Here is a 22463-nt window from a genome sequence, read left to right on the forward strand (position 1 = left end):
CTAAATCCTTCTTTGCTTCAGAAGATTTGCCTTATTTTTAGCCAACTATTTTTTTCATTAAATTTTTCATGCAATGCATCGTAGAAAATTTTTACAACAATCTGCTATGGCGGGCGCAGGTGTGATGGTGGCAAAATCCGGCTTTTCCCGATTAACAAAATTTGAGGATTTTCCGGTAGTGAGGGTTCCGGTAGGACAACGGAAATTTAGAAGTGATGCGGTAGAAGCTCTGATCACGGAGGTGAATCAGAAAATAGGTAACAAGGAAATTGCGTGGCTCTTTAATAATTGTTTTCCCAATACTTTAGATACGACCGTCGACTATTCTTTGATCGGTGGTAAACCAGATACGTTTGTTATTACCGGTGATATTGATGCGATGTGGTTGCGGGACAGCACTGCGCAGGTTTCTCCCTATTTACCTTTATGTAAGAAGGATAAGAATCTGCATAAAATGATTGAGGGCGTCATTCGAAGACAGAATAAATGTATTATTATTGATCCATATGCCAATGCCTTTTATAAGGATGGGTCTAAAGTCAGCGAATGGAAAAAGACAGACCATACGGACATGAAGCCGGGCGTTCATGAACGAAAATGGGAAATCGACAGTCTTTGTTATCCCATCCGTTTGGCCTATCATTATTGGAAAGAGACCGGTGATACAGCCCCTTTTGATGAGCACTGGAAAGAGGCCATGGCACTGGTGGTAAAAACATTTAAAGAGCAACAACGCCTGGAAGGCCAGGGGCCCTATAGTTTTACCAGGGAAACTTCCTTTGCTACTGACTCATTACCACTTGGTGGGTACGGGTATCCGGGCAAACCCAATGGGCTTATCTGTTCTATGTTCCGGCCGAGTGATGATGCGACCATATTCCCTTATCTGATTCCCAGTAATTTCTTTGCCGTTAAATCGCTTGGTCAGCTTGCAGAGATGTGCGAGCAAATTGGCAAAGATCCCGAAAAAGCGAAGGAAGCCAGAGAGTTGGCCAAAGAGGTATATGTAGCATTACAACAGGTTACGGTTATGCATCCTAAATATGGTAAGATCTATCCGTTTGAGGTAAATGGTTATGGCAGTATCAATTTGATGGACGATGCGAATGTGCCTTCTATTTTGGGTATGCCTTATTTGGAAGCTGTATTTCCGAATGATGCTACCTATCTTAATTCACGCCGCTTTATTTTATCGGAAGATAATCCATTCTTTTTCAAAGGTACAGTTGCAGAGGGAGTTGGCAGCCCGCATACTGGTCTGAACATGATCTGGCATATCGGTATTTCCATGCGGGGACTAACCTCTACAGATGTGAAGGAAATGGCAGAATGTCTGGAAATGCTGAGGTCTAGCCATGCAGGAACCGGGTTTATGCATGAGTCCTTTGATCCAAGCGCGCCGATCAAGTTTACAAGGAAGTGGTTTGCCTGGTCCAACACACTTTTCGGTGAATTTATATGGAAGATGTACAGAGAACATCCAGATCTTCTAAAGGCACCGGCACCAGCTGTTGCTGCAACACCGCCCAGCAAACAAAAAAGCCGCTGGAAAATATTTTAATAATAGAGATATAGGGCGTCCATTGAGACGCCCTTTTTAAACCTGATCGTATGCTGGATTTTAGATTACGGGTGTTTCATGTAGTGGCCCATTTGTTGAGTTTTACCAAAGCAGCTGAGGAGCTTTCTATCAGTCAGCCCGCCGTTACAAAGAATATTAAGGAGCTGGAAAGCCAATTGGGCATCCGGCTTTTTGATAGAAAAGCCGGTAAAGTTGCACTTACTTCAGCCGGCCGTACGGTATTGAATACAGCAGAACGTATCCAGGCGCTCTACCGTCAACTGGAATTTGATTTGAATATTCTGAAAAATCAATTTGGAGGGATATTAAAGCTTGGTGCCAGTACTACGGCAGGTCAATATGTCTTGCCCGAGATACTTGCGAGGTTTCACCGATCATTCCCGGAGGTGAAACTGGCCATGCACAGTGCCAATACTGAAACTATTGAACAGGCAATCCTGCAGCATGAAATTATGATGGGCGTCGTGGAGGGTAAAAAACATCAGCCTTTACTAAGTTATACGCCTTTTATCCAGGATGAGATAGTAGCCATTACCCACAAAGACAGTAAATATGGCGGATACAATCAGGTATCGCTGGAAGAACTTATTGCGATGCCGGTTGTTTGTCGCGAAAAAGGGTCCGGTAGTCTGGAAGTATTGGAAGCTGCCCTGCAGGAAAGGAATCTGAGTTTATCTGACCTACAGGTGGAAATGATGCTGGGTAGCACAGAAGCGATCAAATCTTTTTTAGAAAATTATGATTGCATCGGTTTTGTTTCGATTGCGGCTGTAGCCGGTCCGGTTAGCAGGGGAGAGTTCAAGATTATTGAAATCCCTGAAATGGAAATTCTGCGGGAGTTTTATTTCGTACATCCCTTAGGCGTTGCCTCTGGTTTAGCGGCGTCTTTTATGGATTTTGCGCGGCATGCCTATAACCATAGGTTATAATATATCAATATTTGCCATAGGAGAAAACCAGAGCGCAGGCCCATCTTTGTTCTTCAAAAACGACAAAGATGATGAAGATAACAGCAAAAAAAGATCGGAGGAAAAGGGGAAAAAATGTATTGTTTTTATTGATGATGGTCGCTTGTATGACGCCTTGGGTGGGGGCGGCATCGGCTCTATTTTTAGGTATTCTTATGGCCTGGCTGGGCGTTCTGCCCTTAGAAAAATACAGTGGTATACTGATCCGGTATTTTTTGCAGATCGCTGTTGTGGGCCTGGGATTTGGGATCAATTTGCAACAGGCGCTCCGCGCGGGCAAAGAAGGGTTTTGGCTTACGGTCTGTTCGGTGTTTATAACGCTCAGCTTCGGGATTTTCCTTGGTAAAAAAATCCGGCTGTCCTTCCATAGCACATTATTGATCGCTGCAGGGACCGCCATTTGTGGAGGAAGTGCCATTGCGGCTCTCGCGCCACTACTCGCTGCAAAAAAAGAAGATATTTCTGTTTCTTTGGGAATCATATTTTTACTGAATGCAGTAGCGCTTCTTATTTTTCCGTGGTTGGGTAATGCATTCCAGTTGAGTCAGCACCAATTTGGGCTTTGGTCGGCTATTGCCATTCAGGATACCAGTTCTGTGGTCGCCGCCGCAGCAAGTTACGGTAATACAGCACTGAAAATTGCCACCACTGTAAAACTGGAAAGGGCCCTTTGGATCATACCGGTCTCAGTTGTCTGTATGGCTCTTCTAAAAAAAGAACATAGAAGAAATAAAAGTGGCGGTTCAGAACAGATAAATGGCGATAAGCCGCGGATCCGTATTCCCTGGTTTATAGTGTTGTTTTTGATCACAATCGTGTTATCTTCCTATCTTCCGTGGGTACATGCCGCAGGAAAAGTGGTGTTACCTGTTTCTAAAAAGCTATTGTCTTTGACCCTGTTTTTTATTGGTACCGGATTTACTAAGGAGGCTGTCCGCAAAGTCGGGTTCAGACCGTTACTTCTGGGACTGATCTTATGGGGATTTATTGGAATCTTGTCTTTGGCCTTTTTATTTTTTCAGGCATAAAAGGCCGGGTGCGCTGGTGGAAGTGAAAATCATGTTTTCTTAAGATAATTGATAACACCCATAACGTCTTCTTTGCCATAGCCAACATCATGGGCTTTCTGGTAGGTTTCGATGGCTATTTTTCCAACGGGAAAATCAGCACCCGCGTCTCTGGCAAGCAGTAAATCTTTCAGCATAAGATCAAGGGCAAATGCCGGTTTAAAATCATTATTCAGCAATATTGGCGTTTTAACTTTAGTGGCTCCGCTGCCACTGGCACTCTGATTGATGATGTCAAGCATCGCTTTTCTCTCTATTCCAAGACTGTCAGAAAGCAATAAGGTTTCGGCCAGGCCCTCATACAACATGCCCAGAAAATAATTGATAGAGATCTTAGCGGCAAGTCCCTTTCCGTTACCTCCCAGGTGCTCTACTTGCTTCCCCATTTTTTCAAGACAAGGGTGAGCACGCTGAACATCCCTTTGCTGTCCGCCCACCATAATGATCAAAGTCCCTTCGGTGGCCGGCCCGGTACTGCCTGCAACAGGCGCATCTATAAAAGAACCGCCTTTTGTTTTTATTTTTTCATTAATTTCCAAAGACTTGGCTGGGGAAATCGTACTTAGGTCGACAAATAGTTTTCCTTGAATATTCTCTTCCAGAATTTCCTGATAGACCTGATTGACAGCTAGATCATTGGTGAGCATGGTGAAGAGGATATCCGCATTCGTTACTACTCCCGAAATAGATTCATAGACAGTCGAATTTTCCCTGAAGCCGGTCGTTTTTTGTATTGTCCTGTTATAGACAGATAGAGGAAATCCGGCCTTTTCCAGATTTTTAGCCATCGGATATCCCATGTTTCCTAAACCTATAAACCCAATTTTTTCTGTATTCATACCATTACATTCGATTGATTAGAGATGTTATTATTTTGAGACTTCCCGCTAGGGGCGGATAAAGGTATTGAAAAATGCAGGGGTTTAGAAGATTGATGCCCAGTGCGCGCTGTTAATTTTTAAATTTTTCTAAATTTTTTTGGTATTAGTTTTATACGACTTAATATTGTATAAGTACTTATATAATAATTGTATGGCATCATTATATCATGATCTTGGATTTTTAATTCTGGGAAGCCGGCTTCGAAGAATGAGTGAGTATTTTCTGGCAGAGGTTAATAAAGTTTACCAGGAATTAGACCTTCCGTTTGAGGCAGGCTGGTTCCCGCTGTTTTTTATTCTGGCGAGGGAACAACAAGTCAGTATCAGACAGGCGGCGGATGAGTTAATGACTTCCCATTCTGCCATCAGTCAGCTCGTTGCTAAATTAAAAGAAAGAGAATTGATTACGTCTTTTGAATCCAGTGAAGACCGAAGGGTCCAGTTAATCGGGCTAAGCGAAAAAGGTATACAGTTAAAGAATAGATTACAGCCTGTATGGGAAAGTATATCAAATAGTATGGAAGAAATGGAAACGACGTATCCGGACGTCGCCCATTTTTTGCCTGCGGTGGCACGTCTGGAGCAGCATTTTGAATCCCAGCCGCTATCGGGCATCATCATGGACCGGGTGCAACAGGATACCAGAGCACTGAACGGAGTGAACAATGGAGAGAAGCCGCGGAAAGTATAGTTATCCTGGCTTCATAGCTTAACTTATCGTGAATTAAATACAAATCGAACAAAACAATAATATGCAGATATTTGAATATGGGAAGGATCAGTTAACAGTGGGACTGGCCGTAGATCTGAGTCTGGGGAAAATAAAAGGGCAATTACCTTTATCAGTAGTAGAGCGAATTCAACAGAGTAGCGGATGGGTTCAGGAAATTGTAGAACAGCAGGCGGTAGTCTATGGTATAAATACAGGGTTCGGCCCACTGTGTGATACACTGATCTCCGCTGCGGAGACCAGAACCTTACAGCATAATTTGCTTAAGAGCCACAGTGTAGGGGTGGGAGACCCGATAGCGCCTGTTATTGCTAAATTAATGTTGATTTTAAAACTGCACGCTTTATGTCAGGGATACTCAGGAATTCAGTTAGATACAGTCAGGCGCATCCTGGCCATGATAGAAGCGAATATTATTCCGGTCGTGCCCGCGCAAGGATCTGTGGGAGCATCTGGAGACCTGGCCCCGTTGGCACATTTGTTTTTACCGTTAATTGGCGAAGGCGAAGTCTACTTTAAAGATAATCGCCTACCGGCCCGGGAGGCATTGCAACAGTCGGGACTTGCACCGTTGGAACTCAGTGCGAAGGAAGGGCTGGCACTTATTAATGGCACTCAGTTTATTGCTGCACATAGTGTCTGGGGGCTTTATCAGTGGTATAACTGTCTTGAATCTGCAGATATTATCGGCGCGCTCTCTCTGGATGGACTGATGGGATCGGTGAAACCATTTGATCCCCGGCTTCACGCGATCCGTCCTTTTGCCGGAAACCAACTGGTAGCCGCCCGTTTAAGCGCTTTATTAGCAGATTCGGATATTCATAGCGCCCATCTGAATTGCAACCGGGTACAGGATCCTTACTCACTGCGCTGTATGCCACAAGTGCACGGAGCATCCAGAACGGCTTTTCAGCATCTTAAAGAACTGACACATATCGAAATTAATTCAGTGACGGACAACCCGATCATCCTGGGGGCATTAGATACAATAAGCGGAGGTAATTTCCACGGAGAACCACTGGCAATAGCATTAGACTATGGTACTGTGGCTGCACATGAACTAGGCAGCATTTCCGAACGCAGAAGTTATTTAATTATTGAAGGGCGATATGGTTTACCGAAGCTGCTGATTCAGGATGCAGGATTGAATTCCGGATTTATGATCCCTCAGTATACAGCTGCGGCGCTTGTTTCAGAAAACAAGTCTTTGTGTTTTCCTGCCAGTGCAGACAGTATTCCCACATCGCTGGGTCAGGAGGACCATGTCTCGATGGGCTCCATCGGTTCCAGAAAAATGTTGCGGGTAATAGAGAATCTTAAAAATATCCTGGCAGTGGAACTGCTTTATGGTGCGCAGGCTGTTGATTTTAGGCGGCCTTTGAGAAGCTCCCGGCCTCTGGAAGCTGTTCACGATTTGGTCAGGGCGGTGGTACCCTTTGCGGACAAAGACCGTGTATTTGGCAATGATATTAAAACTTTACACGATCTGATTGATGCGCGGCAGATTATCGCCTGTGTTGCGGACAAATCGCCGGAACTCAGCCAATTATATACTATACAAGAAGTAAATACACATAACTATGCAACATTCGGAATTTATCAGTAAATATGCGCGCCATCCGCATTATAGTGCGCCTGTCGGTCATATTTTGCATGCCAAAAGTTGGCAAACAGAAGCACCCCTCAGGATGCTCCTCAATAACCTTAATGCTGAAGTGGCAGAGAATCCAGATGAACTGGTGGTTTATGGAGGTATCGGTCAGGCGGCCCGAAATAAGGAAGCCCTGGAGAAAATTATTGAATTACTGCTGGACCTGGACGAGGAACATTCCTTGCTTATTCAATCGGGTAAACCGGTAGGGATCGTTCGCACACACCCTGAAGCGCCACGGGTGTTACTGGCTAACAGCAATCTGGTCCCACATTGGGCCACCTGGGATCATTTTAATGAACTTAGAAGCAAAGGTCTGATGATGTTTGGCCAAATGACGGCGGGCAGCTGGATCTATATCGGCACGCAGGGAATTTTACAAGGCACTTATGAAACTTTCGTTGCCTGTGGGAAAAAACATTTCAATGGTGATCTGGGAGGGAAGCTCATCGTGACTGCCGGCCTCGGAGGTATGGGCGGCGCCCAGCCACTGGCAGCAACTATGGCCGGTGCGGTTTTTCTGGGTGCTGATGTCGATGCCTCCAGAATCCAAAAAAGAGTCGATACAAGATATATTGATAAAATGACCAGCGATTATGAGGAAGCAATCCGCTGGGTAAAAGCAGCACAACAAGCGAAAGAGGCCGTTTCTATCGGGCTGGTCATGGATGCGGGAAATATGTTGGAACGGCTTTTGGCAGATGGCATTGTCCCGGACATCTTAACTGATCAAACCTCCGCACATGATCCCATCAATGGATATATTCCCAGTGGTTTAAGCTTGGAAGCTGCTGCTGATTTACGTAAAAAAAATGCTGGATTATACAGGGAAAAATCACTTAAAAGTATGGCCAGGCATGTAGGGTTAATGCTTGAGTTAATGCATAAGGGAGCGGTCACCTTTGATTATGGTAATAATCTGAGAGCCTTTGCCAGGGAAGGCGGAGAAGACAATGCTTTTGATTTTCCAGGATTTACCCCCGCTTTTATCCGGCCACTTTTTTGCGAAGGCAAGGGACCGTTCAGATGGGTGGCACTTTCCGGGGACCCGGAAGATATCTACACGACCGATCAGGCGCTTATAGAGGCCTTTCCTGAAAACACGCATCTGATTCATTGGTTAAAAATGGCCCGGGAGAAAGTAGCTTTTCAGGGGCTGCCTGCCAGGATTTGCTGGTTAGGTCTGGGAGAGAGGGAGCAGGCAGGGCTTATCTTCAATGAACTCGTCCGGAAGGGTAAAGTTAAAGCGCCAATTGTGATAGGCAGGGATCATCTGGACTGCGGATCTGTGGCTTCTCCTTATAGAGAAACGGAATCTATGTTAGATGGCAGTGATGCCGTCTCCGACTGGCCATTGCTTAATTTGATGAGTAATACCGCAGGAGGAGCGACCTGGGTTTCTTTCCATCATGGAGGAGGTGTCGGAATGGGCTATTCTCAGCATGCAGGCATGGTTATACTGGCGGACGGAACAGCGCGCGCCGCCAATTGTATAAAAAGAGTGTTATTCAATGACCCGGCCATGGGGATCTATCGTCACCATGATGCCGGTTATGCAACAGCAACGAAATTTGCTGAGAAATTTGACATCGACCTATAAAAAATACTTTCTGATGACACAACAGCAATCGCCCTGTAGATTAATTGGCCCCTTTAGTCAAATCGTTACCTTTAAGAATGCTTCTTTAAAAGGTCCTCTGAATGCTGCTGACCTTGGCATTATCCAGGGAGGTGCGGTCGTTGTCGGTGGGGAAGGCCGCATAATAGAAGTAGGTGAGATACAGCATCTGGTTTCCCGTTATAAAGACGCTGCGCATGAATTCATTCAAGGAGAAAAGGTTTTATTACCCGGATTTATTGATGCACATACACATATATTATTTGCAGGAAGCCGGAGCAGGGATTATAGCATGCGCCTGGATGGCAAGACCTATTTAGAAATTGCCCAGGCCGGTGGTGGTATTATGGATACGGTAAGGACCACCAGGGAGGCAGATGAAACGGTACTCAGCAAGGATTTGCAATGGCGATTGCACAAAATGTTACAGGGCGGGATCACAACGGCAGAAGTAAAAACCGGCTACGGCTTGGGGGTATCAGAAGAATTGAGACTGTTAGAGGTCCTGCATGCCAATAAAGACAATGCCGTTATTGACATTGTGCCGACATGTCTGGCAGCCCATATGAAAGCGCCTGATTTTACCGGTAATAACAAAGACTATTTAAATGAAATCCGGGAAAAACTCTTCCCCGTCATGGACACCAGCTCTCTGGCTGCAAGAGTGGACATATTTGTAGAATCTTCTGCCTTTACCATTGAAGAGGCAAAACCTTATCTGAATGCCGCTAAAGACAGGGGATGGGATATTACCGTACATGCGGATCAGTTTACGCCCGGAGGTGCAGAACTAGCCGTATCGCTCGGGGCCGTATCTGCGGATCACCTGGAAGCCAGTACCGAGAAAGACATTCATATCATTGCAGGCAGTAATACCGTTGCCACTGTTTTACCGGGTGCTTCTCTGGGATTAGGCATCTCTTTTGCACCGGCCAGAAAGCTCTTGGATGCCGGTGCAGCAGTAGCCATCGCAAGTGACTGGAATCCGGGGTCTGCCCCCATGGGCAATCTTTTGGCAGAGGCGGCCTTACTGGGCGTCTATGAGAAACTGAGTATGGCAGAAACGCTGGCAGGATTGACATTCCGGGCGGCAGCTGCGCTAAAACTTTCTGACAGAGGTAGAATCGTAAAAAATGCGATTGGCGACATGCAGGCCTATGATACATCCGATTATAGGGATATTTTATATAATCAGGGGTCGTTAAGGCCCTCCATCATTTGGACTAAATCGAAACGTTATGATCAGTAATATCTTTTACGAACTGCCTCAGAAAAGCTGGTGGCAAGGGCGTATTGACGGTGAACAACCCAGCTTGATACGGCTGCACCAAAGTGTCCAGATCATTGAACTTAATGCCTTAAAGCCCACGGCTGGCATTCGTAATGTGATCTTTCTGGGTTTTGCTTCAGATGAAGGCGTCCGTAGAAACCAAGGTAGGTCGGGCAGTGCGACCGGACCTTACTTATTGCGGAAGGCTTGTAGCAATTTGCCCGTGCACCACAGTGAGCAGCTGCATCTGTTGGATACGGGTAATATTGCCACGATTAACGGGAACCTGGAGGAGGCTAGCAAGTATCTCTCACAAGCCATTTCTTTAATCGTTGAAAGTGAAGGTTTTCCGATTGTGCTGGGCGGCGGGCATGCGGTAGTCACCGGCCATTACAACGGGCTCAAAATGAAGATGCAGGATAAAAAAATTGGTATCATTAACTTCGATGCACATTTTGATCTAAGGCAGCCGGGAGAAAGCGGACCTAATTCGGGAACAGCGTTCTATGAGATTGCCCGGCAGTGTCAGGACAGCGGTGAAGCCTTTCATTACCTGGCCATCGGTATTCAACGCTCTGCTAACAGCAAGTGGTTATTTGATAAAGCAAAGGAAACGGGAACCCAGTATATTCCGGTAGAAAATATCAATTCCCTGGAAATCGCGTCAGCACAGGAGAAGATCCGAAGCTTTGCCCAGCAGGTAGATGCCCTTTATCTTAGTTTTGACCTGGATGTTTTTTCCAGTGCAATTGCACCTGGTGTGAGCGCGCCGACGGCAGCCGGCATTTTCTATGACGGCAATTTCAGGCGATTGCTGCAGGCCTGCTTTGCCAGCGGTAAAGTCATTTCCATGGATGTGGCGGAGCTTAATCCTGTCTATGACCTTGACAACAGGACGGCAAAATTAGGCGCACAGATAATATTCGACAGCCTGTTAGCCTTAGAAGGGGCACTTTAATGCCGCAGCGGGGCCGGCCATGTCTCTGAAAACCAGTTGAAGATTTGGGAAGTGTCCGATAATCCTCAGCTAAAAGTTTTTTCAACCGGCGGTTATCGCCTGCGGGTCCGGTCAACAATTGGCATGATGGGTAGGGCGGTTGGGAATTAGCCAGTATATTTGCACATCTGAAGTTAACATTTAAATGATTATATATTATGGAATACAGGATTGAAAAAGATACAATGGGAGAGGTGAAAGTGCCCGCAGACGCTTATTGGGGGGCACAGACACAACGCAGTATTGATAATTTCAAAATTGCGGAAGATATCAATAAGATGCCTAAGGAGATTATCACAGCCTTTGCTTACCTGAAAAAGGCAGCGGCACTGACCAATGAGGCATTAGGCGTCCTCCCTGGGGAAAAGGCTGAACTGATCGCCAAAGTAGCTGATGAAATCCTGTCCGGCCAGTTATTGGACCAGTTTCCCTTGGTGGTTTGGCAAACCGGCAGCGGCACACAGAGTAACATGAATGCCAATGAAGTCATTGCCTATCGGGCACATGTGCTGCACGGAGGTGTATTGACGGATAAGGAAAAATTTCTGCATCCTAACGATGACGTCAATAAGAGTCAGTCTTCCAATGATACTTTTCCCACTGCCATGCACATTGCGGCCTATAAGATCCTGGTGGAAAATACTATTCCGCATATTACAACGTTACGTGACACGCTGCAGAGCAAATCCGAAGCTTTTAAAAAAGTGGTTAAGATCGGCAGGACCCACTTTATGGATGCAACACCTCTTACCTTAGGACAAGAGTTTAGCGGTTATGCTGCACAACTGACGCATGGACTAAAAGCAATCCAGAACTCACTGACACATCTTACGGAACTGGCCCTTGGTGGGACAGCCGTAGGGACGGGTATCAATACGCCTAAAGGTTATGCAAAGCTGGTCGCGGAAAAAATTGCTGAACTGACAGGGTTGCCTTTTGTGACTGCCCCCAATAAGTTTGAAGCGTTGGCGGCACATGATGCGATTGTGGAGGCCCACGGTGCATTGAAGACAGTTGCGGTAAGTCTGATGAAAATCGGCAATGATATCCGGATGTTGTCCAGCGGACCCAGAAGCGGTATCGGTGAAATCCATATCCCGGATAATGAGCCCGGTTCCTCCATTATGCCTGGCAAGGTGAATCCGACGCAGTGTGAAGCGCTAACTATGATCGCGGCACAGGTGTTAGGTAATGACGTTGCCATTAATGTAGGAGGAGCAACCGGTCACTTTGAGTTAAATGTGTTCAAACCGATGATGATCTATAATTTTTTGCATAGTGCCCGTTTGATCGGGGATGGCTGTAAGAGCTTTAACGATAAATGCGCGGTAGGAATAGAACCCATTGAGGCAAATATTAAAAAGCATGTTGATAATTCTCTGATGCTGGTAACGGCATTGAATACGAAGATCGGTTATTATAAAGCTGCGGAAATCGCACAGACTGCACATAAGAACGGATCAACCCTGAAAGAAACTGCTGTTGCCCTCGGTTATCTGACCCCTGAGCAGTTTGATCAGTGGGTAGTGCCTGTGAATATGTGTGGAGATATAGATTAAGCCGGCAGAGCCGCTGTAGGAAACATAACAAAAAAGCGTGATCTCAGATTTTAACTGAAGTCACGCTTTTTTATTTATTATGCCTTTTGAGATTAACGGGCCGAATGGATTTCAATGTTGTTTTGCTGATTATCAGAAGATGCATTTTCCTGCATATTCAAGGCTGTGTTAAGATCGGATTGCGGTGTCTGCAGTTCCGTTTTATTCTCTTTAGACTGCTGGTCGGGAAAGAATCTTCGTTGGAAAATCAACAGCACGAAAAAACTAAAGGAGATATAGAAATCAGCCAGGTTAAATACAGGATCAAAGAACGTGAATTCTTTACCGCCCCAGAAAGGCACCCAGTTGGGTAAAACTGTATCAATCATAGGAAAGTATAACATATCAACAACGCGGCCATGGAGAAATGCCGCATATCCGCCACTAGGTGGGAACAGTGTCGCAACGTGGTGGCTGCCTAAGTGGCTGGCATTGAAAATTAATCCGTAAAACATGCTGTCGATGAGATTGCCTGCAGCACCGGCATAGATCAGACTGACACAGATAATGAACCCCTTGTGCGCTTTTTTACGGATCAGATTCCGGATATAAAAAGTGCCCCATATCACGGCAACTAACCTGAACAGTGTTAAGGCTATTTTACCGAAAGAGCCGCCAAATTGCAACCCCCAGGCCATTCCTTCATTTTCTACAAAATGCAGTCTGAACCATGAACCTAAAATATTATGTTCCTCACCTAAATAGTAATGCGTCTTGATATAGATTTTAAAAGCCTGGTCAATAAACAGTAACAGTAAAATGAGCCCTGCAACATGTTTTCCTTTAATGGTCGACGATTTCAATGTTAAATTTTTTAATGCACTTAAATTGCGGCAAAGTTAATGGAAAATCAAATGTAGGCGTTTAGCCGCTTGCTTTTATTGTTTTTGCCCGTGTGAATTTACAAAAAAATCGCCCGAAAGACGTTAAAAAATCGCTATTGAGGTCTGTTTGGATGCCAGAATCCACCGATCTGAGTAAAATGACAAAGAAACAGGCTATTTAAGTAACCTTGTATTGTTTTTTGTGATAATATAACGAACCAGAAAGTAGCCAATGACTGCCCCGAGTCCATCTGCGACCATGTCTTCATAGGAGAAAGAACGGGAATGGCCGGTGCAATATTTCTGGACAAACTCCATGATAATACCATAAGAGGTGGCGATCAATACCATAAAAACGAGTTTGGTCTTAGAGAAAGCGAAAGGTATCTTTCTGTAAGCCAACCCAAAAAAGAATACCAGACCACCGAAAAGCCCCATATGAACGAGCTTATCCTGAAAGGGAATTTTCATGTCCACGCCATCAAAATCTCTTTGCGGGAGCGTCAACAGGATAAAAATAATGAGTAGCCAAATAATGAAAGGAATGAACTGGGCGAAAGTCGGTGGCTTTATAATGGTAGTTTGCTGACTCAAAATTAATCTTTTTTGTTCGCAGATCAGTCCGTATCAAATTGCTGTACAATGGATACGGGCATCCATATTAGGGTGCTTCTTTGTTATTATTGAATATTTTCACTACCAATGACTAAAATCAGGCCAAAATACCGGAACATCTATCGACTTTCGTCCTGAAAGACTTTTTTCCATAATTCCGGTATACGCTTTACCCAGACGAGTTCTCTTCTTTTGTACCCAGCCTCTTCTGCAGGATAACCGAAATAGGTCTTTCCGCCTTTGAGGGAGGAAGGCACGCCACTTTGCGCTAATACTGTTGCGTTTTCCCCGATAGTCAGCGTCTTGCTGACGCCAACCTGGCCCCAAAGGGTGACGCCATCTTCGATTTTGGTCGCTCCTGCGATACCTACCTGAGCCGCAAATAAACAATTGCGTCCAACCTCCGTATCATGGCCGATATGAACCATATTATCCATTTTTGTACCGCGGCCGATCCGGGTCGCATCCGTTACACCGCGGTCGATTGTACAGTTGGCCCCGATTTCCACATCGTCTTCAATAATCACCTGACCGCAACTTTGCATTTTACGATACCAGTCTGGTGCTGTTTTCCGGGTATTGTAATAAAAAGCATCACTGCCAATAACGCTGCCTGATTGTATAATTACGTGGTTTCCGATTCGTGTATAATCACTAATGGTTGTGTTGGGGTAAATAATACAATTATCACCTATGACCACATCTTTGCCGATAAAAACACCCGGACTGATAATGGTATTTTGACCGATGATAGCGCTGGGGTTGATCATCGTACTGGCCGCTGTAAAAGGACGAAAATGCGTAACGATTTTCAGGTAAGCTTCAAAAGGCTCTTCTGAATAAAGCAATACTTTTCCCTCTGGTCGTTCTACTGTCTTATCATTAATAATGACATGAGTGGCTGTACTTTTCAAGCAACTGTCATAATATTTGGGATGGTCCACAAAGACCAGATCACCGGGTTTGACTTTGTGCAGTTCATTGATACCACTGGCTTTCATAGCGGGATCACCAATCAATTCGGCGCCGATTAGTTCAGCAATCCACTCTGCGGTTACGGGTTGAGGAAACTCCATGGTTCTATTGTAATTAGTTGTATTTAATATTTGGTTCCAAAATTAATACAGTTGGGCTATTATTCTTTTAGAACTTTGTTATTTCTTGCTAGTCTCTCTCAGGCAGCATTCACGGATGATCAGCGCCCTTTTCAATGGTTTAATGCATGAGGGAAAAATAAAAACCTGCTTGACATGCAATAAAATAATGATGGCTGAACAAAGAAATGCACAATTTGAAAGGTAATTGTGCATAAAAAAATAGGTAAATTATTTTGCATTCGTCAAAACTAGTTTTAATATTGTGTACGGAAATTTTTTTTCGTGCTTACTAACACATTTTTATCTATATCCCGCTTCATGCGGGATATTTTTTATTCCCCCTGAAACCCACGTCATACTTAGCTTTGCGAATAGCTTGTAATGAACAGCCAATGACATATCCATTTCTTCCTTGAAAAATCTCCCCTTAAAACACCCCTCCGTTTTTAAAGAAAATGGCGCTAAAAGAATATTTTCTTTAAAATTAACCTTTCCGAAACTAAACCATTTGTAGATGGCTTCCTTAGCACACCACAGCGTAGTGTATAGCGCCAAAGAATGATCATTATTTTCTGACAGGAAACCCCGTTCATTTTCATTGAGAAATTTATTCTGAATACGTATCACTTTATCATCAAATATTTCAATATCAATACCTACCCTATGGGTTTTACTGATAATGGCTGCGGCATAATCTCCGCAATGGGAAATGGAAAAGTGATATTTTTCATCTTTAAGGTAGGGTTTTCTGCTGTCTGCAATAGCGATCTCTGACAGCGGAAAGTCAGCCGCCAGAAAGGATAATAAATACCGGCCTGCCAGGTGTTGTTTTCTTTTGTGGGGGTGCTGGATCTTTTTACTAAGGGGAACCTGGTTCAGGAAGAAAGATTCTTCTTCCCGGATTTGCCAGATGGCTAAACGGATATCATCAGAAGGCTGGTCTTGATAAAACAAAGGCATATGGGCTACTGGTTTCTTTTAAATGTTGGATAAGCTATATATTTGCAAATATAATCTTAAACCAATTAGGCAGGAATGATATTATCGGATAAAAGGATTTTAGAGGAGATGAACAAGGGGACTATTAAAATCACCCCCTTTGTGCGTGAACAACTTGGAAGCAATAGTTATGACGTGCATCTGGGGAGCACGCTGGCAGTCTATAAAGATAGCGAGCTGGATGCCAGAAAGCATAATGAGATTGAGTTTTTTGAAATTCCTGAGGAAGGTTTCGTGCTACAACCTGACAGATTTTATCTAGGGGTTACGCAGGAGTATACTGAAACACATGTCCACGTCCCGTTTCTGGAAGGGAAATCTTCAACGGGAAGGTTAGGTATTGATATTCATGCTACGGCAGGAAAAGGCGATGTGGGTTTTTGTGGCAACTGGACACTGGAGATATCCTGCAAACAGCCCGTACGTGTTTATAAATTTATGCCTATAGGACAGCTGATCTATTTCCCTGTTGAGGGAGAGATCGAGGTCAAGTACAATCAGAAAAAGAATGCCAAGTACAGTGGCCAGCCCAATAGACCGGTAGAGAGCATGATGTGGAAAAACCCTTTTTAGCACCATGGAACCATCTATTGCAGGCTGTAAGATGGTCCTATTGCAAGGTAGAAGTGTCCTGATTGCGGCTTAATTGAGTGCTTATGAGGAGTTCTATACAGATTAAGCTGCCGTTTTCTGATTGCCGGCTTTTGATTTAACCTAATCTTTTCACCTTTCTACCGAAAGGCTCTTGTTTTAGCCAGGTGTCCCAGACCTTTGCTTAAACCCAGGCTTTCTGCCTGAGTCGAAATTTATTTAAAATATACCCCAAAAGTCTTATGCGTTTCACAGTCGTCGTTAGCATCCTGATGGTTTCCCTTATTCTGAGTCGGGCTCAGGCACAGACCCAGAATAGGGATGGGAAAATATCGGGCCAGATCGTAGATACGATCTCTAATAATGTCAGCAGAGCTACAATATCCTTGTTAAAGGCTGCTGATACCGCTAATGTTAAAAGAACTCTCTCAGATAGTACCGGGCACTTTAGTTTTTCAGACCTGGAGCTGACAACTTATATTATGCGCATATCCTTCCAGGGCTACGATGTCGCAGACCGTTATGTATCCATTTCTAAAGAAGAGCCGGCATTAAATGTTGGAGAAATCACATTGAAGCAGACGCTGAACGAATTAGGGACGGTCATCGTGACGGCTATTGTGCCGGTGACCTTCAAAGGAGATACTACTGAATTCAATGCGGATGCATTTGGTACCAAGCCCAATGCAACGGTTGAAGACCTGATTAAAAAGCTACCGGGTATGGAAGTAGGGAAGGACGGCACAATCCAGAGTCAAGGGGAATCTGTTCCAAGAGTATTTGTGGACGGTAAACGTTTTTTCGGAGATGACCCGAAAGTGGCCACACAGAATCTGCCTCGTGAGGTCGTAGATAAGATCCAGGTATTTGACGGCAAAAGTGATCAGGCAGAATTTACCGGCTTTGATGATGGCAATACGATTAAAACGATCAATATTGTGACAAAAAAGGACAAACGCCACGGTATGTTTGGCAAGTCCTCTGCGGCGATCGGTAATGATGACCCTGAATTCAAAAACGGGCTTTATAATTTTAACGGTCGCTTCTTCAAAATGGATGGCGATAAACGACTTGGCGCGATTGTGAACTTCAACAATGTGAATGCGCAGACATTTGGTGGTGGCGGCGGTAGTGACGACAATAACGGGCTGAATAAGACTTTTTCTGCCGGTATACGTTACGGTGATCAAATATCTAAGAAGACAGAATTCTCCGGCAGCTATAATTATACCGACAGGCATTCTGTCAGAGACAGTAAATCTTTCCGGCAAGATCTGTTCACAGATACTTCTCAGTTGACTAGTCAAAACAGTTATGGTATTAGTGATAATCAGGGCCACCGGATGAATCTGAACTTCGAGACAAAATTTGATTCCAGCAATGAACTCAGAATCCGGCCAAATATAAGCTACAACAAAAGCTCAGGCAGCAGCTCATCTTCAAGTGAGATTTCCCGGCTGATTGACGGAGATACTTCCAGGCTCAGTCGTACTAATTCAAATAATACGACGGGGTCAAACAGTTATAATGCCGCCTTGGGAACAACTTACCGGCATGCTTTCAAAAAGAAAGGGCGGTCCGTTTCACTGGACCTGCAGCTTTCTGCCGGAAGGAACGAAAACGAGGGCACTAATTTCTCAGATATATATAATTTCGAAACGGCCAAAGATAGTCTGACCAATCAGACCTATTCTTCCATTAATGAAAACAAATCTATCAGCACGACTTTGTCCTATACCGAACCTATTGCCCCGCATCAGTTACTGGAACTGGAACTTAACAATTCCTACCGGAAAACGAACTCGGACCGTAAAACCTATAATTACGACAGCATCACCGGCGGTTATACGGATGCCAATGAATTTCTCACCAATCTCTACGAAAATACCTATCAGTCTACCCGGGCGACGTTAGGTTATATGTATAGTGATGAGTTATTGCATATCAGTGCAGGGACCGGGGTGCAGTTCGGTCGCCTCAACAGTGACAATCTTTCCAAAGATATTCATCTGAGCCAGGATTATGTCAATCTCTATCCAACCGCCTCTATGTCCTATAAGTTTTCAAAAACCAGGCGTTTACGGTTTAATTATCGTGGGCGTACCAATCAACCCGACGTTAATCAACTACAGCCTGTAGTCGACAACTCCAATCCGCTACATATAACAACAGGTAACCCTAATCTGGACCAGGAATTCAAACATAGCTTCCTGTTGCGCTACAATAATTTTGACAGAGAGAGTAATAAGTCTTTCGATGCCATGATCAGCGCAGATATTACACAACATATGATTTCGAATGCAAAATTCAGGCTACCCAATGGCGGAGATTCTACGATACCCGTTAATTTGAACGGTTTCTATAATATCAGCGGTTATTTGAACTGGGGCATTCCTTTGAACCGGCCGAAGTCCAACCTGAATCTTTCCACCCGCTTTGAGAATCAGCGTTCTGTCAGTCTGATTAATAATGTGCATAGTTTTACCTATAACACTTCCATTAGCCAACGTATCGGTTGGTCTACCAATCTGGCAGAACTTTTTGACGTCAATTTTTCCACAAATCCGACCTATAATTTTGCCAGTTATACCGTCAATAAAAATTCAGACGGTAACTATTATTCCCAGTCACTGTCCTTTGACGGTACCTGGTATTCAAAGTCCGGTTGGGAGATTATGTCAGACTTTGATTACACTTTTTACGCGGGGCTTCCAAAAGGACAGAATACGGCCATCCCTATCTGGAATGCAGGTATTGCCAAATTGTTCTGGAATCAGGCCGGGGAATTAAAGCTTTCCGTACATGATATCCTTAACCAGAATAAAGGGATTGATTTTACCAGAACGGACAACGTTATTGGCTGGACCCAGAATAATATTCTCAAACGTTATTTTATGTTGACATTTACCTACAATCTGCGCAAATTCGGAGGAAGGAAAATGCGTTTTGGCCCCGATGGTGGCCGGGGGCCAAGAAGGGATTTTGGTGGAGAAAGAGGTGGTTTTGGAGGTGGCAGAGGTGGCGGTTTCCGCGGTGGCAGAGGCTTTTAATCGTCATCCCATGACTTAGGCGTCGTATTGAAAACAGGGAATTTATCAAATACAAATGGGCCGGCTATGGAGTAATATGACTACATTGGCGGCCCATTTTTTGATTATAAGGCTTTACATTTTTGCATATCACTGCATGGGTATCCGGCAGTCGTGGCATATATATTGTGCCGGTTAGAACGGATATACAGAAAACAACATTCAGACCCAAATAAAAAAACATCATTATGTGGGAAGAGAAAGATAGCAGGTTAGTAAGGTCGTTCACCTTTGGTGATTTTAGTGAAGCTTTTGCTTTTATGACCAGAGTGGCGCTGATAGCAGAGAAACACAATCACCATCCCAATTGGTCCAACTCGTGGAATAAAGTAGATATTAGCCTTAGTACACATGACGCCGGTGATATTGTTACTGATAAGGACCGGGAACTGGCAGAGGCGATCAACGGGCTATTGTCCTGATTGGAAAGCTATGGGTTATATGTCTGGCCCTTCAAAGGGAATGACCAATACAGGAACTTTAGCGTGCCGGACCAGATATTCTGCTGTACTGCCTAACAGAAAATGGGCAAGGCCCTTGCGTCCATGGGTGCCAACGACCAGGATGTCAGCGCCCCAGTTCTTCAGTTTTCTCAGGATCTCTTCTCTGGGTAATCCTTCCGTCAATACCGGATGGATACGGTCCTCCATGGAGCGGGGTACATATTTTTCAATGATTAGCCTGATCGTGCTGTTGGCTTGATCTTCCAGAAATGTACCTGTCTGGATAGGTTTTACTTCCAGGTCGGAAGGAATGATTTCCTGGCTTCTGTCTATTACAGAAAATAATGCCGCGGGAATCTGCAAAACAGAGGCTAGTTCAATACCCTTTTTAGCCGCATTTTCTGAGCAGGGACTACCATCCACCGCAATAAGCATCTTGGAGAACACCATCGTTCCGGACATTGAAGTTGACATATGCGTGCAATTTAAGTTGAAAGATATATTCAGGGTGCAAACCCTCTTTTAATCTGTTCTTTAATCCGCTGCTGCTAGCTGCCGCAAATTCTGCTCCAAACTCCTACGTTAGGTGTTAATAATCGGTGCCGGAGGCGTCTATTTTGTTACCGGCCTGAAAATAATGCCTCTAAGCAATAGGCCCCCTTTTTTAAATATAAGCTTTACCGGTTTCCCAAGGTTACTGCTCTTATTCAACATAATGGTTACCGGCCGGCTAATTGTAAATGTCCCGTTTGCCGGGGCACTTGTATTGAGCAGAAGATCTCCTACTGTTTTGTCAGCTTGCATGATCTCAATATTGAGTGAGTCGGTATCTTGCATCTGCTTATCTTTCGCATAATCCAGCTGCAATTGATATTTACCGGATCGTTGGATGTCTAATGTGTAGTTTAGCCATTCACCGTCCTGGATAAAACAGACATAAGGTTTACCGGACGCAGAATCGATTCTTATATCGACACCGTCGTTACGGTATTGTCGTCCCTTATTGCCATCAGTATGAACGCCCGGGGTATACTGATACCGGGCTGTATCTTTGTCCAGATAGGCATAGCCGTTTGCGCCTAAATCGTAGTCTGCGGCCAAGACATAACACGGATGGCCATTGAGTGTATATTGTTTAAACCGAACGGACGTGGGGTCCTGCACTCTTCTGAATAGTGCATCAATGACATCTCTATGGATGATATTATTTTGGATACGAATGTTATTAATAAGAGCTTTTAGCAATTTGCTGCCCTTGCCGGCGGGTGGTTGGGGACCCTTTCCTGCAGCGTAACGGATAAAAGCATCGTAGTTTGGGGGCATTTTGATTTCCAGCGGGTTATTCAACCCCATTTTTTTCCAGGGCCACCAGCTCCAGCCGATCTGATTATCTTCCATTAACCGAATACATTGCATATACCAGTTATTGGAATTTTCCCCGGATTCTCCCAGCCACACAGGTGCCTGCAACCGGTTTCTCAGATCCAGGAAGTACCGGATCGCAGTCTTGTCATTGAAGTTACCATATTTATGAAAACTAAGAACTGTATTGTTATCCCATAAGCTGTCAAGGCCGTGGTAATTATTGGCAAAACCGTTACCCTCAAGTATGATCATGTGACGCTTGTCATACTGGCGGATGCTTTCTGTAATTCTTTTAAGCAAGGCCCAAAGTGGCTGATTGTGTTGTTCTTTGGTCCCTCTTATATCTGTACTGTCTTCAAAGCCCCAGTTGGTTTCATTAAGCAGATCATAGCCACCTATATAGGGTTGGTCCTTGTAGCGCTTTGCCAGTTTTTCCCATAGGGCGACAGTTTTCTCCTGGTTGGCTTGGGACTGCCATAGGGAAGGGCGTGCCGGGTCTCTGTCACTGATAGGCAAATCATTGCCCTGTCCGCCCGGTGCAGCATGCAGGTCTAATATGAGATAGACATGAGCCTGACTGCACCAGGAAAGAAGGGTATCTACTAACCTGAAACCTTCCGGCAGCCAGGTATTCTTCCCGGCAAAAGGTTCTTGCTCAATGGGCAATGTAAAAAGATTGTAATGCATGGGCAGCCGAACGGCATTAAATCCCCAGGCCGCCATTGAATCAATATCTGCCTGTTGGATAAAGTTTTGCCGCCAGTCTTTATAAAATTGTTCTGTGCCTTCTTCTCCTACCATGTCGCGGATTTTTTCGCGTATCTTAGTCTGTGTTCCTAAAAAACCAACATGAAACATATAGCCTTCCTGCAGCATGTAACCGCCCAATCCTATACTGCGGATAATAAAGCTGGAATCTTTGCCGTCTGTGATATGGGTGCCGGAAGTTCTGAGAAACTGTGCGTCGGCTCTCTGGTGAACGCCGATAGCGCCTGCAATGAATAAGCCGATGTTGAGTAGCCATTTAATCCTGAAGAGAGAAGTGTAAGCCATAGTAGGAGATATTGCTTGAATAAGA

The 22463-nt window shown here is 44.6% G+C and carries 19 protein-coding genes; 12 read left to right on the plus strand and 7 right to left on the minus strand.

From position 1 onward, the window contains the following. Positions 1-73: 73 nt before the first annotated feature. From K9M52_RS13010 to K9M52_RS13020, 3 genes are all read left to right on the plus strand, one after another. A complete protein-coding gene (locus K9M52_RS13010; protein WP_224068861.1) occupies positions 74-1561 on the plus strand; it encodes a glycoside hydrolase family 125 protein in 1488 nt (495 codons plus the stop codon). Positions 1562-1611: 50 nt separating this feature from the next. Continuing rightward, positions 1612-2511 (plus strand): LysR family transcriptional regulator, encoded by a 900-nt coding sequence (locus tag K9M52_RS13015; RefSeq protein ID WP_224068862.1) that lies wholly within the window; start codon positions 1612-1614, stop codon positions 2509-2511. 68 nt (positions 2512-2579) lie between these two features. Further along, positions 2580-3578, plus strand: coding sequence for a YeiH family protein (locus K9M52_RS13020; protein ID WP_224068863.1), 999 nt, complete (start codon positions 2580-2582; stop codon positions 3576-3578). Positions 3579-3607: 29 nt separating this feature from the next. On the opposite strand, the gene K9M52_RS13025 is transcribed toward K9M52_RS13020, so the two are convergent. After that, the gene (locus tag K9M52_RS13025; protein ID WP_224068864.1) at positions 3608-4456 is read right to left on the minus strand and encodes an NAD(P)-dependent oxidoreductase; all 849 of its coding nucleotides are present in this window, start codon (positions 4454-4456) and stop codon (positions 3608-3610) included. A gap of 193 nt (positions 4457-4649) precedes the next feature. Here K9M52_RS13025 and K9M52_RS13030 point away from each other — a divergent pair, with 193 nt between their 5' ends. The 6 genes from K9M52_RS13030 to fumC all read left to right on the plus strand — a co-directional run bounded on the left by K9M52_RS13030 (position 4650) and on the right by fumC (position 12323). Continuing rightward, positions 4650-5189 carry a MarR family winged helix-turn-helix transcriptional regulator gene (locus K9M52_RS13030; RefSeq protein WP_224068865.1) on the plus strand — a complete coding sequence of 180 codons (540 nt, stop codon included), beginning with the start codon at positions 4650-4652 and terminating at the stop codon, positions 5187-5189. A gap of 61 nt (positions 5190-5250) precedes the next feature. Then, a complete protein-coding gene (gene hutH, locus K9M52_RS13035; RefSeq protein ID WP_224068866.1) occupies positions 5251-6834 on the plus strand; it encodes a histidine ammonia-lyase in 1584 nt (527 codons plus the stop codon). Next, positions 6809-8479, plus strand: a complete 1671-nt coding sequence (gene hutU / locus K9M52_RS13040; protein WP_224068867.1) for a urocanate hydratase — start codon at positions 6809-6811, stop codon at positions 8477-8479. Before hutH ends, hutU begins: the two co-directional genes overlap by 26 nt. Before the next feature lie 13 nt (positions 8480-8492). Continuing rightward, the gene (hutI, locus tag K9M52_RS13045) at positions 8493-9746 is read left to right on the plus strand and encodes an imidazolonepropionase (RefSeq protein WP_224068868.1); all 1254 of its coding nucleotides are present in this window, start codon (positions 8493-8495) and stop codon (positions 9744-9746) included. Continuing rightward, positions 9736-10725, plus strand: coding sequence for a formimidoylglutamase (gene hutG / locus K9M52_RS13050; RefSeq protein ID WP_224068869.1), 990 nt, complete (start codon positions 9736-9738; stop codon positions 10723-10725). Before hutI ends, hutG begins: the two co-directional genes overlap by 11 nt. Positions 10726-10922: 197 nt before the next feature. Next, a complete protein-coding gene (gene fumC, locus K9M52_RS13055) occupies positions 10923-12323 on the plus strand; it encodes a class II fumarate hydratase (protein ID WP_224068870.1) in 1401 nt (466 codons plus the stop codon). Positions 12324-12415: 92 nt separating this feature from the next. Here the strand turns inward: fumC and K9M52_RS13060 are convergent, their stop codons facing one another. From K9M52_RS13060 to K9M52_RS13075, 4 genes are all read right to left on the minus strand, one after another. Next, on the minus strand, positions 12416-13165 hold the full coding sequence (locus tag K9M52_RS13060; protein ID WP_224068871.1) for a lipoprotein signal peptidase: 750 nt from the start codon (positions 13163-13165) through the stop codon (positions 12416-12418). A gap of 195 nt (positions 13166-13360) precedes the next feature. Further along, positions 13361-13780: a VanZ family protein gene (locus K9M52_RS13065; RefSeq protein WP_224068872.1), complete on the minus strand. Its 420-nt coding sequence runs from the start codon at positions 13778-13780 to the stop codon at positions 13361-13363. A 140-nt stretch (positions 13781-13920) separates the two neighbouring features. Then, positions 13921-14877, minus strand: coding sequence for a UDP-3-O-(3-hydroxymyristoyl)glucosamine N-acyltransferase (gene lpxD, locus K9M52_RS13070; RefSeq protein ID WP_224068873.1), 957 nt, complete (start codon positions 14875-14877; stop codon positions 13921-13923). Between the two features lie 321 nt (positions 14878-15198). Continuing rightward, positions 15199-15858 (minus strand): 4'-phosphopantetheinyl transferase family protein, encoded by a 660-nt coding sequence (locus tag K9M52_RS13075; RefSeq protein ID WP_224068874.1) that lies wholly within the window; start codon positions 15856-15858, stop codon positions 15199-15201. A 75-nt stretch (positions 15859-15933) separates the two neighbouring features. Here K9M52_RS13075 and dcd point away from each other — a divergent pair, with 75 nt between their 5' ends. From dcd to K9M52_RS13090, 3 genes are all read left to right on the plus strand, one after another. Then, entirely contained in the window at positions 15934-16470 is a 537-nt protein-coding gene (gene dcd / locus K9M52_RS13080; RefSeq protein WP_224068875.1) for a dCTP deaminase, read from the plus strand. A 260-nt stretch (positions 16471-16730) separates the two neighbouring features. Then, entirely contained in the window at positions 16731-19538 is a 2808-nt protein-coding gene (locus tag K9M52_RS13085; RefSeq protein WP_224068876.1) for an outer membrane beta-barrel protein, read from the plus strand. Between the two features lie 227 nt (positions 19539-19765). Continuing rightward, entirely contained in the window at positions 19766-19999 is a 234-nt protein-coding gene (locus K9M52_RS13090; protein WP_224068877.1) for a 4a-hydroxytetrahydrobiopterin dehydratase, read from the plus strand. A gap of 15 nt (positions 20000-20014) precedes the next feature. On the opposite strand, the gene K9M52_RS13095 is transcribed toward K9M52_RS13090, so the two are convergent. Next, the gene (locus K9M52_RS13095) at positions 20015-20494 is read right to left on the minus strand and encodes a universal stress protein (RefSeq protein WP_224068878.1); all 480 of its coding nucleotides are present in this window, start codon (positions 20492-20494) and stop codon (positions 20015-20017) included. 138 nt (positions 20495-20632) lie between these two features. Further along, positions 20633-22438 carry a cellulase family glycosylhydrolase gene (locus K9M52_RS13100; RefSeq protein WP_224068879.1) on the minus strand — a complete coding sequence of 602 codons (1806 nt, stop codon included), beginning with the start codon at positions 22436-22438 and terminating at the stop codon, positions 20633-20635. Between the last annotated feature and the right edge of the window lie 25 nt (positions 22439-22463).

Source organism: Arachidicoccus terrestris, assembly GCF_020042345.1.
Taxonomy (GTDB): Bacteria; Bacteroidota; Bacteroidia; order Chitinophagales; family Chitinophagaceae; genus Arachidicoccus; species Arachidicoccus terrestris.

Coding starts and splice junctions, on each gene's coding strand:
- K9M52_RS13010 (WP_224068861.1), top strand. CDS start 74: ATGCATCGTAGAAAATTTTTACAACAATCTGCTATGGCGGGCGCAGGT.
- K9M52_RS13030 (WP_224068865.1), top strand. CDS start 4,650: ATGGCATCATTATATCATGATCTTGGATTTTTAATTCTGGGAAGCCGG.
- dcd (WP_224068875.1), top strand. CDS start 15,934: ATGATATTATCGGATAAAAGGATTTTAGAGGAGATGAACAAGGGGACT.
- K9M52_RS13075 (WP_224068874.1), bottom strand. CDS start 15,858: ATGCCTTTGTTTTATCAAGACCAGCCTTCTGATGATATCCGTTTAGCC.
- K9M52_RS13025 (WP_224068864.1), bottom strand. CDS start 4,456: ATGAATACAGAAAAAATTGGGTTTATAGGTTTAGGAAACATGGGATAT.
- hutG (WP_224068869.1), top strand. CDS start 9,736: ATGATCAGTAATATCTTTTACGAACTGCCTCAGAAAAGCTGGTGGCAA.
- K9M52_RS13085 (WP_224068876.1), top strand. CDS start 16,731: ATGCGTTTCACAGTCGTCGTTAGCATCCTGATGGTTTCCCTTATTCTG.
- hutU (WP_224068867.1), top strand. CDS start 6,809: ATGCAACATTCGGAATTTATCAGTAAATATGCGCGCCATCCGCATTAT.
- hutH (WP_224068866.1), top strand. CDS start 5,251: ATGCAGATATTTGAATATGGGAAGGATCAGTTAACAGTGGGACTGGCC.
- K9M52_RS13090 (WP_224068877.1), top strand. CDS start 19,766: ATGTGGGAAGAGAAAGATAGCAGGTTAGTAAGGTCGTTCACCTTTGGT.
- K9M52_RS13015 (WP_224068862.1), top strand. CDS start 1,612: ATGCTGGATTTTAGATTACGGGTGTTTCATGTAGTGGCCCATTTGTTG.
- hutI (WP_224068868.1), top strand. CDS start 8,493: ATGACACAACAGCAATCGCCCTGTAGATTAATTGGCCCCTTTAGTCAA.
- fumC (WP_224068870.1), top strand. CDS start 10,923: ATGGAATACAGGATTGAAAAAGATACAATGGGAGAGGTGAAAGTGCCC.
- K9M52_RS13020 (WP_224068863.1), top strand. CDS start 2,580: ATGATGAAGATAACAGCAAAAAAAGATCGGAGGAAAAGGGGAAAAAAT.
- K9M52_RS13100 (WP_224068879.1), bottom strand. CDS start 22,438: ATGGCTTACACTTCTCTCTTCAGGATTAAATGGCTACTCAACATCGGC.
- lpxD (WP_224068873.1), bottom strand. CDS start 14,877: ATGGAGTTTCCTCAACCCGTAACCGCAGAGTGGATTGCTGAACTAATC.
- K9M52_RS13095 (WP_224068878.1), bottom strand. CDS start 20,494: ATGTCAACTTCAATGTCCGGAACGATGGTGTTCTCCAAGATGCTTATT.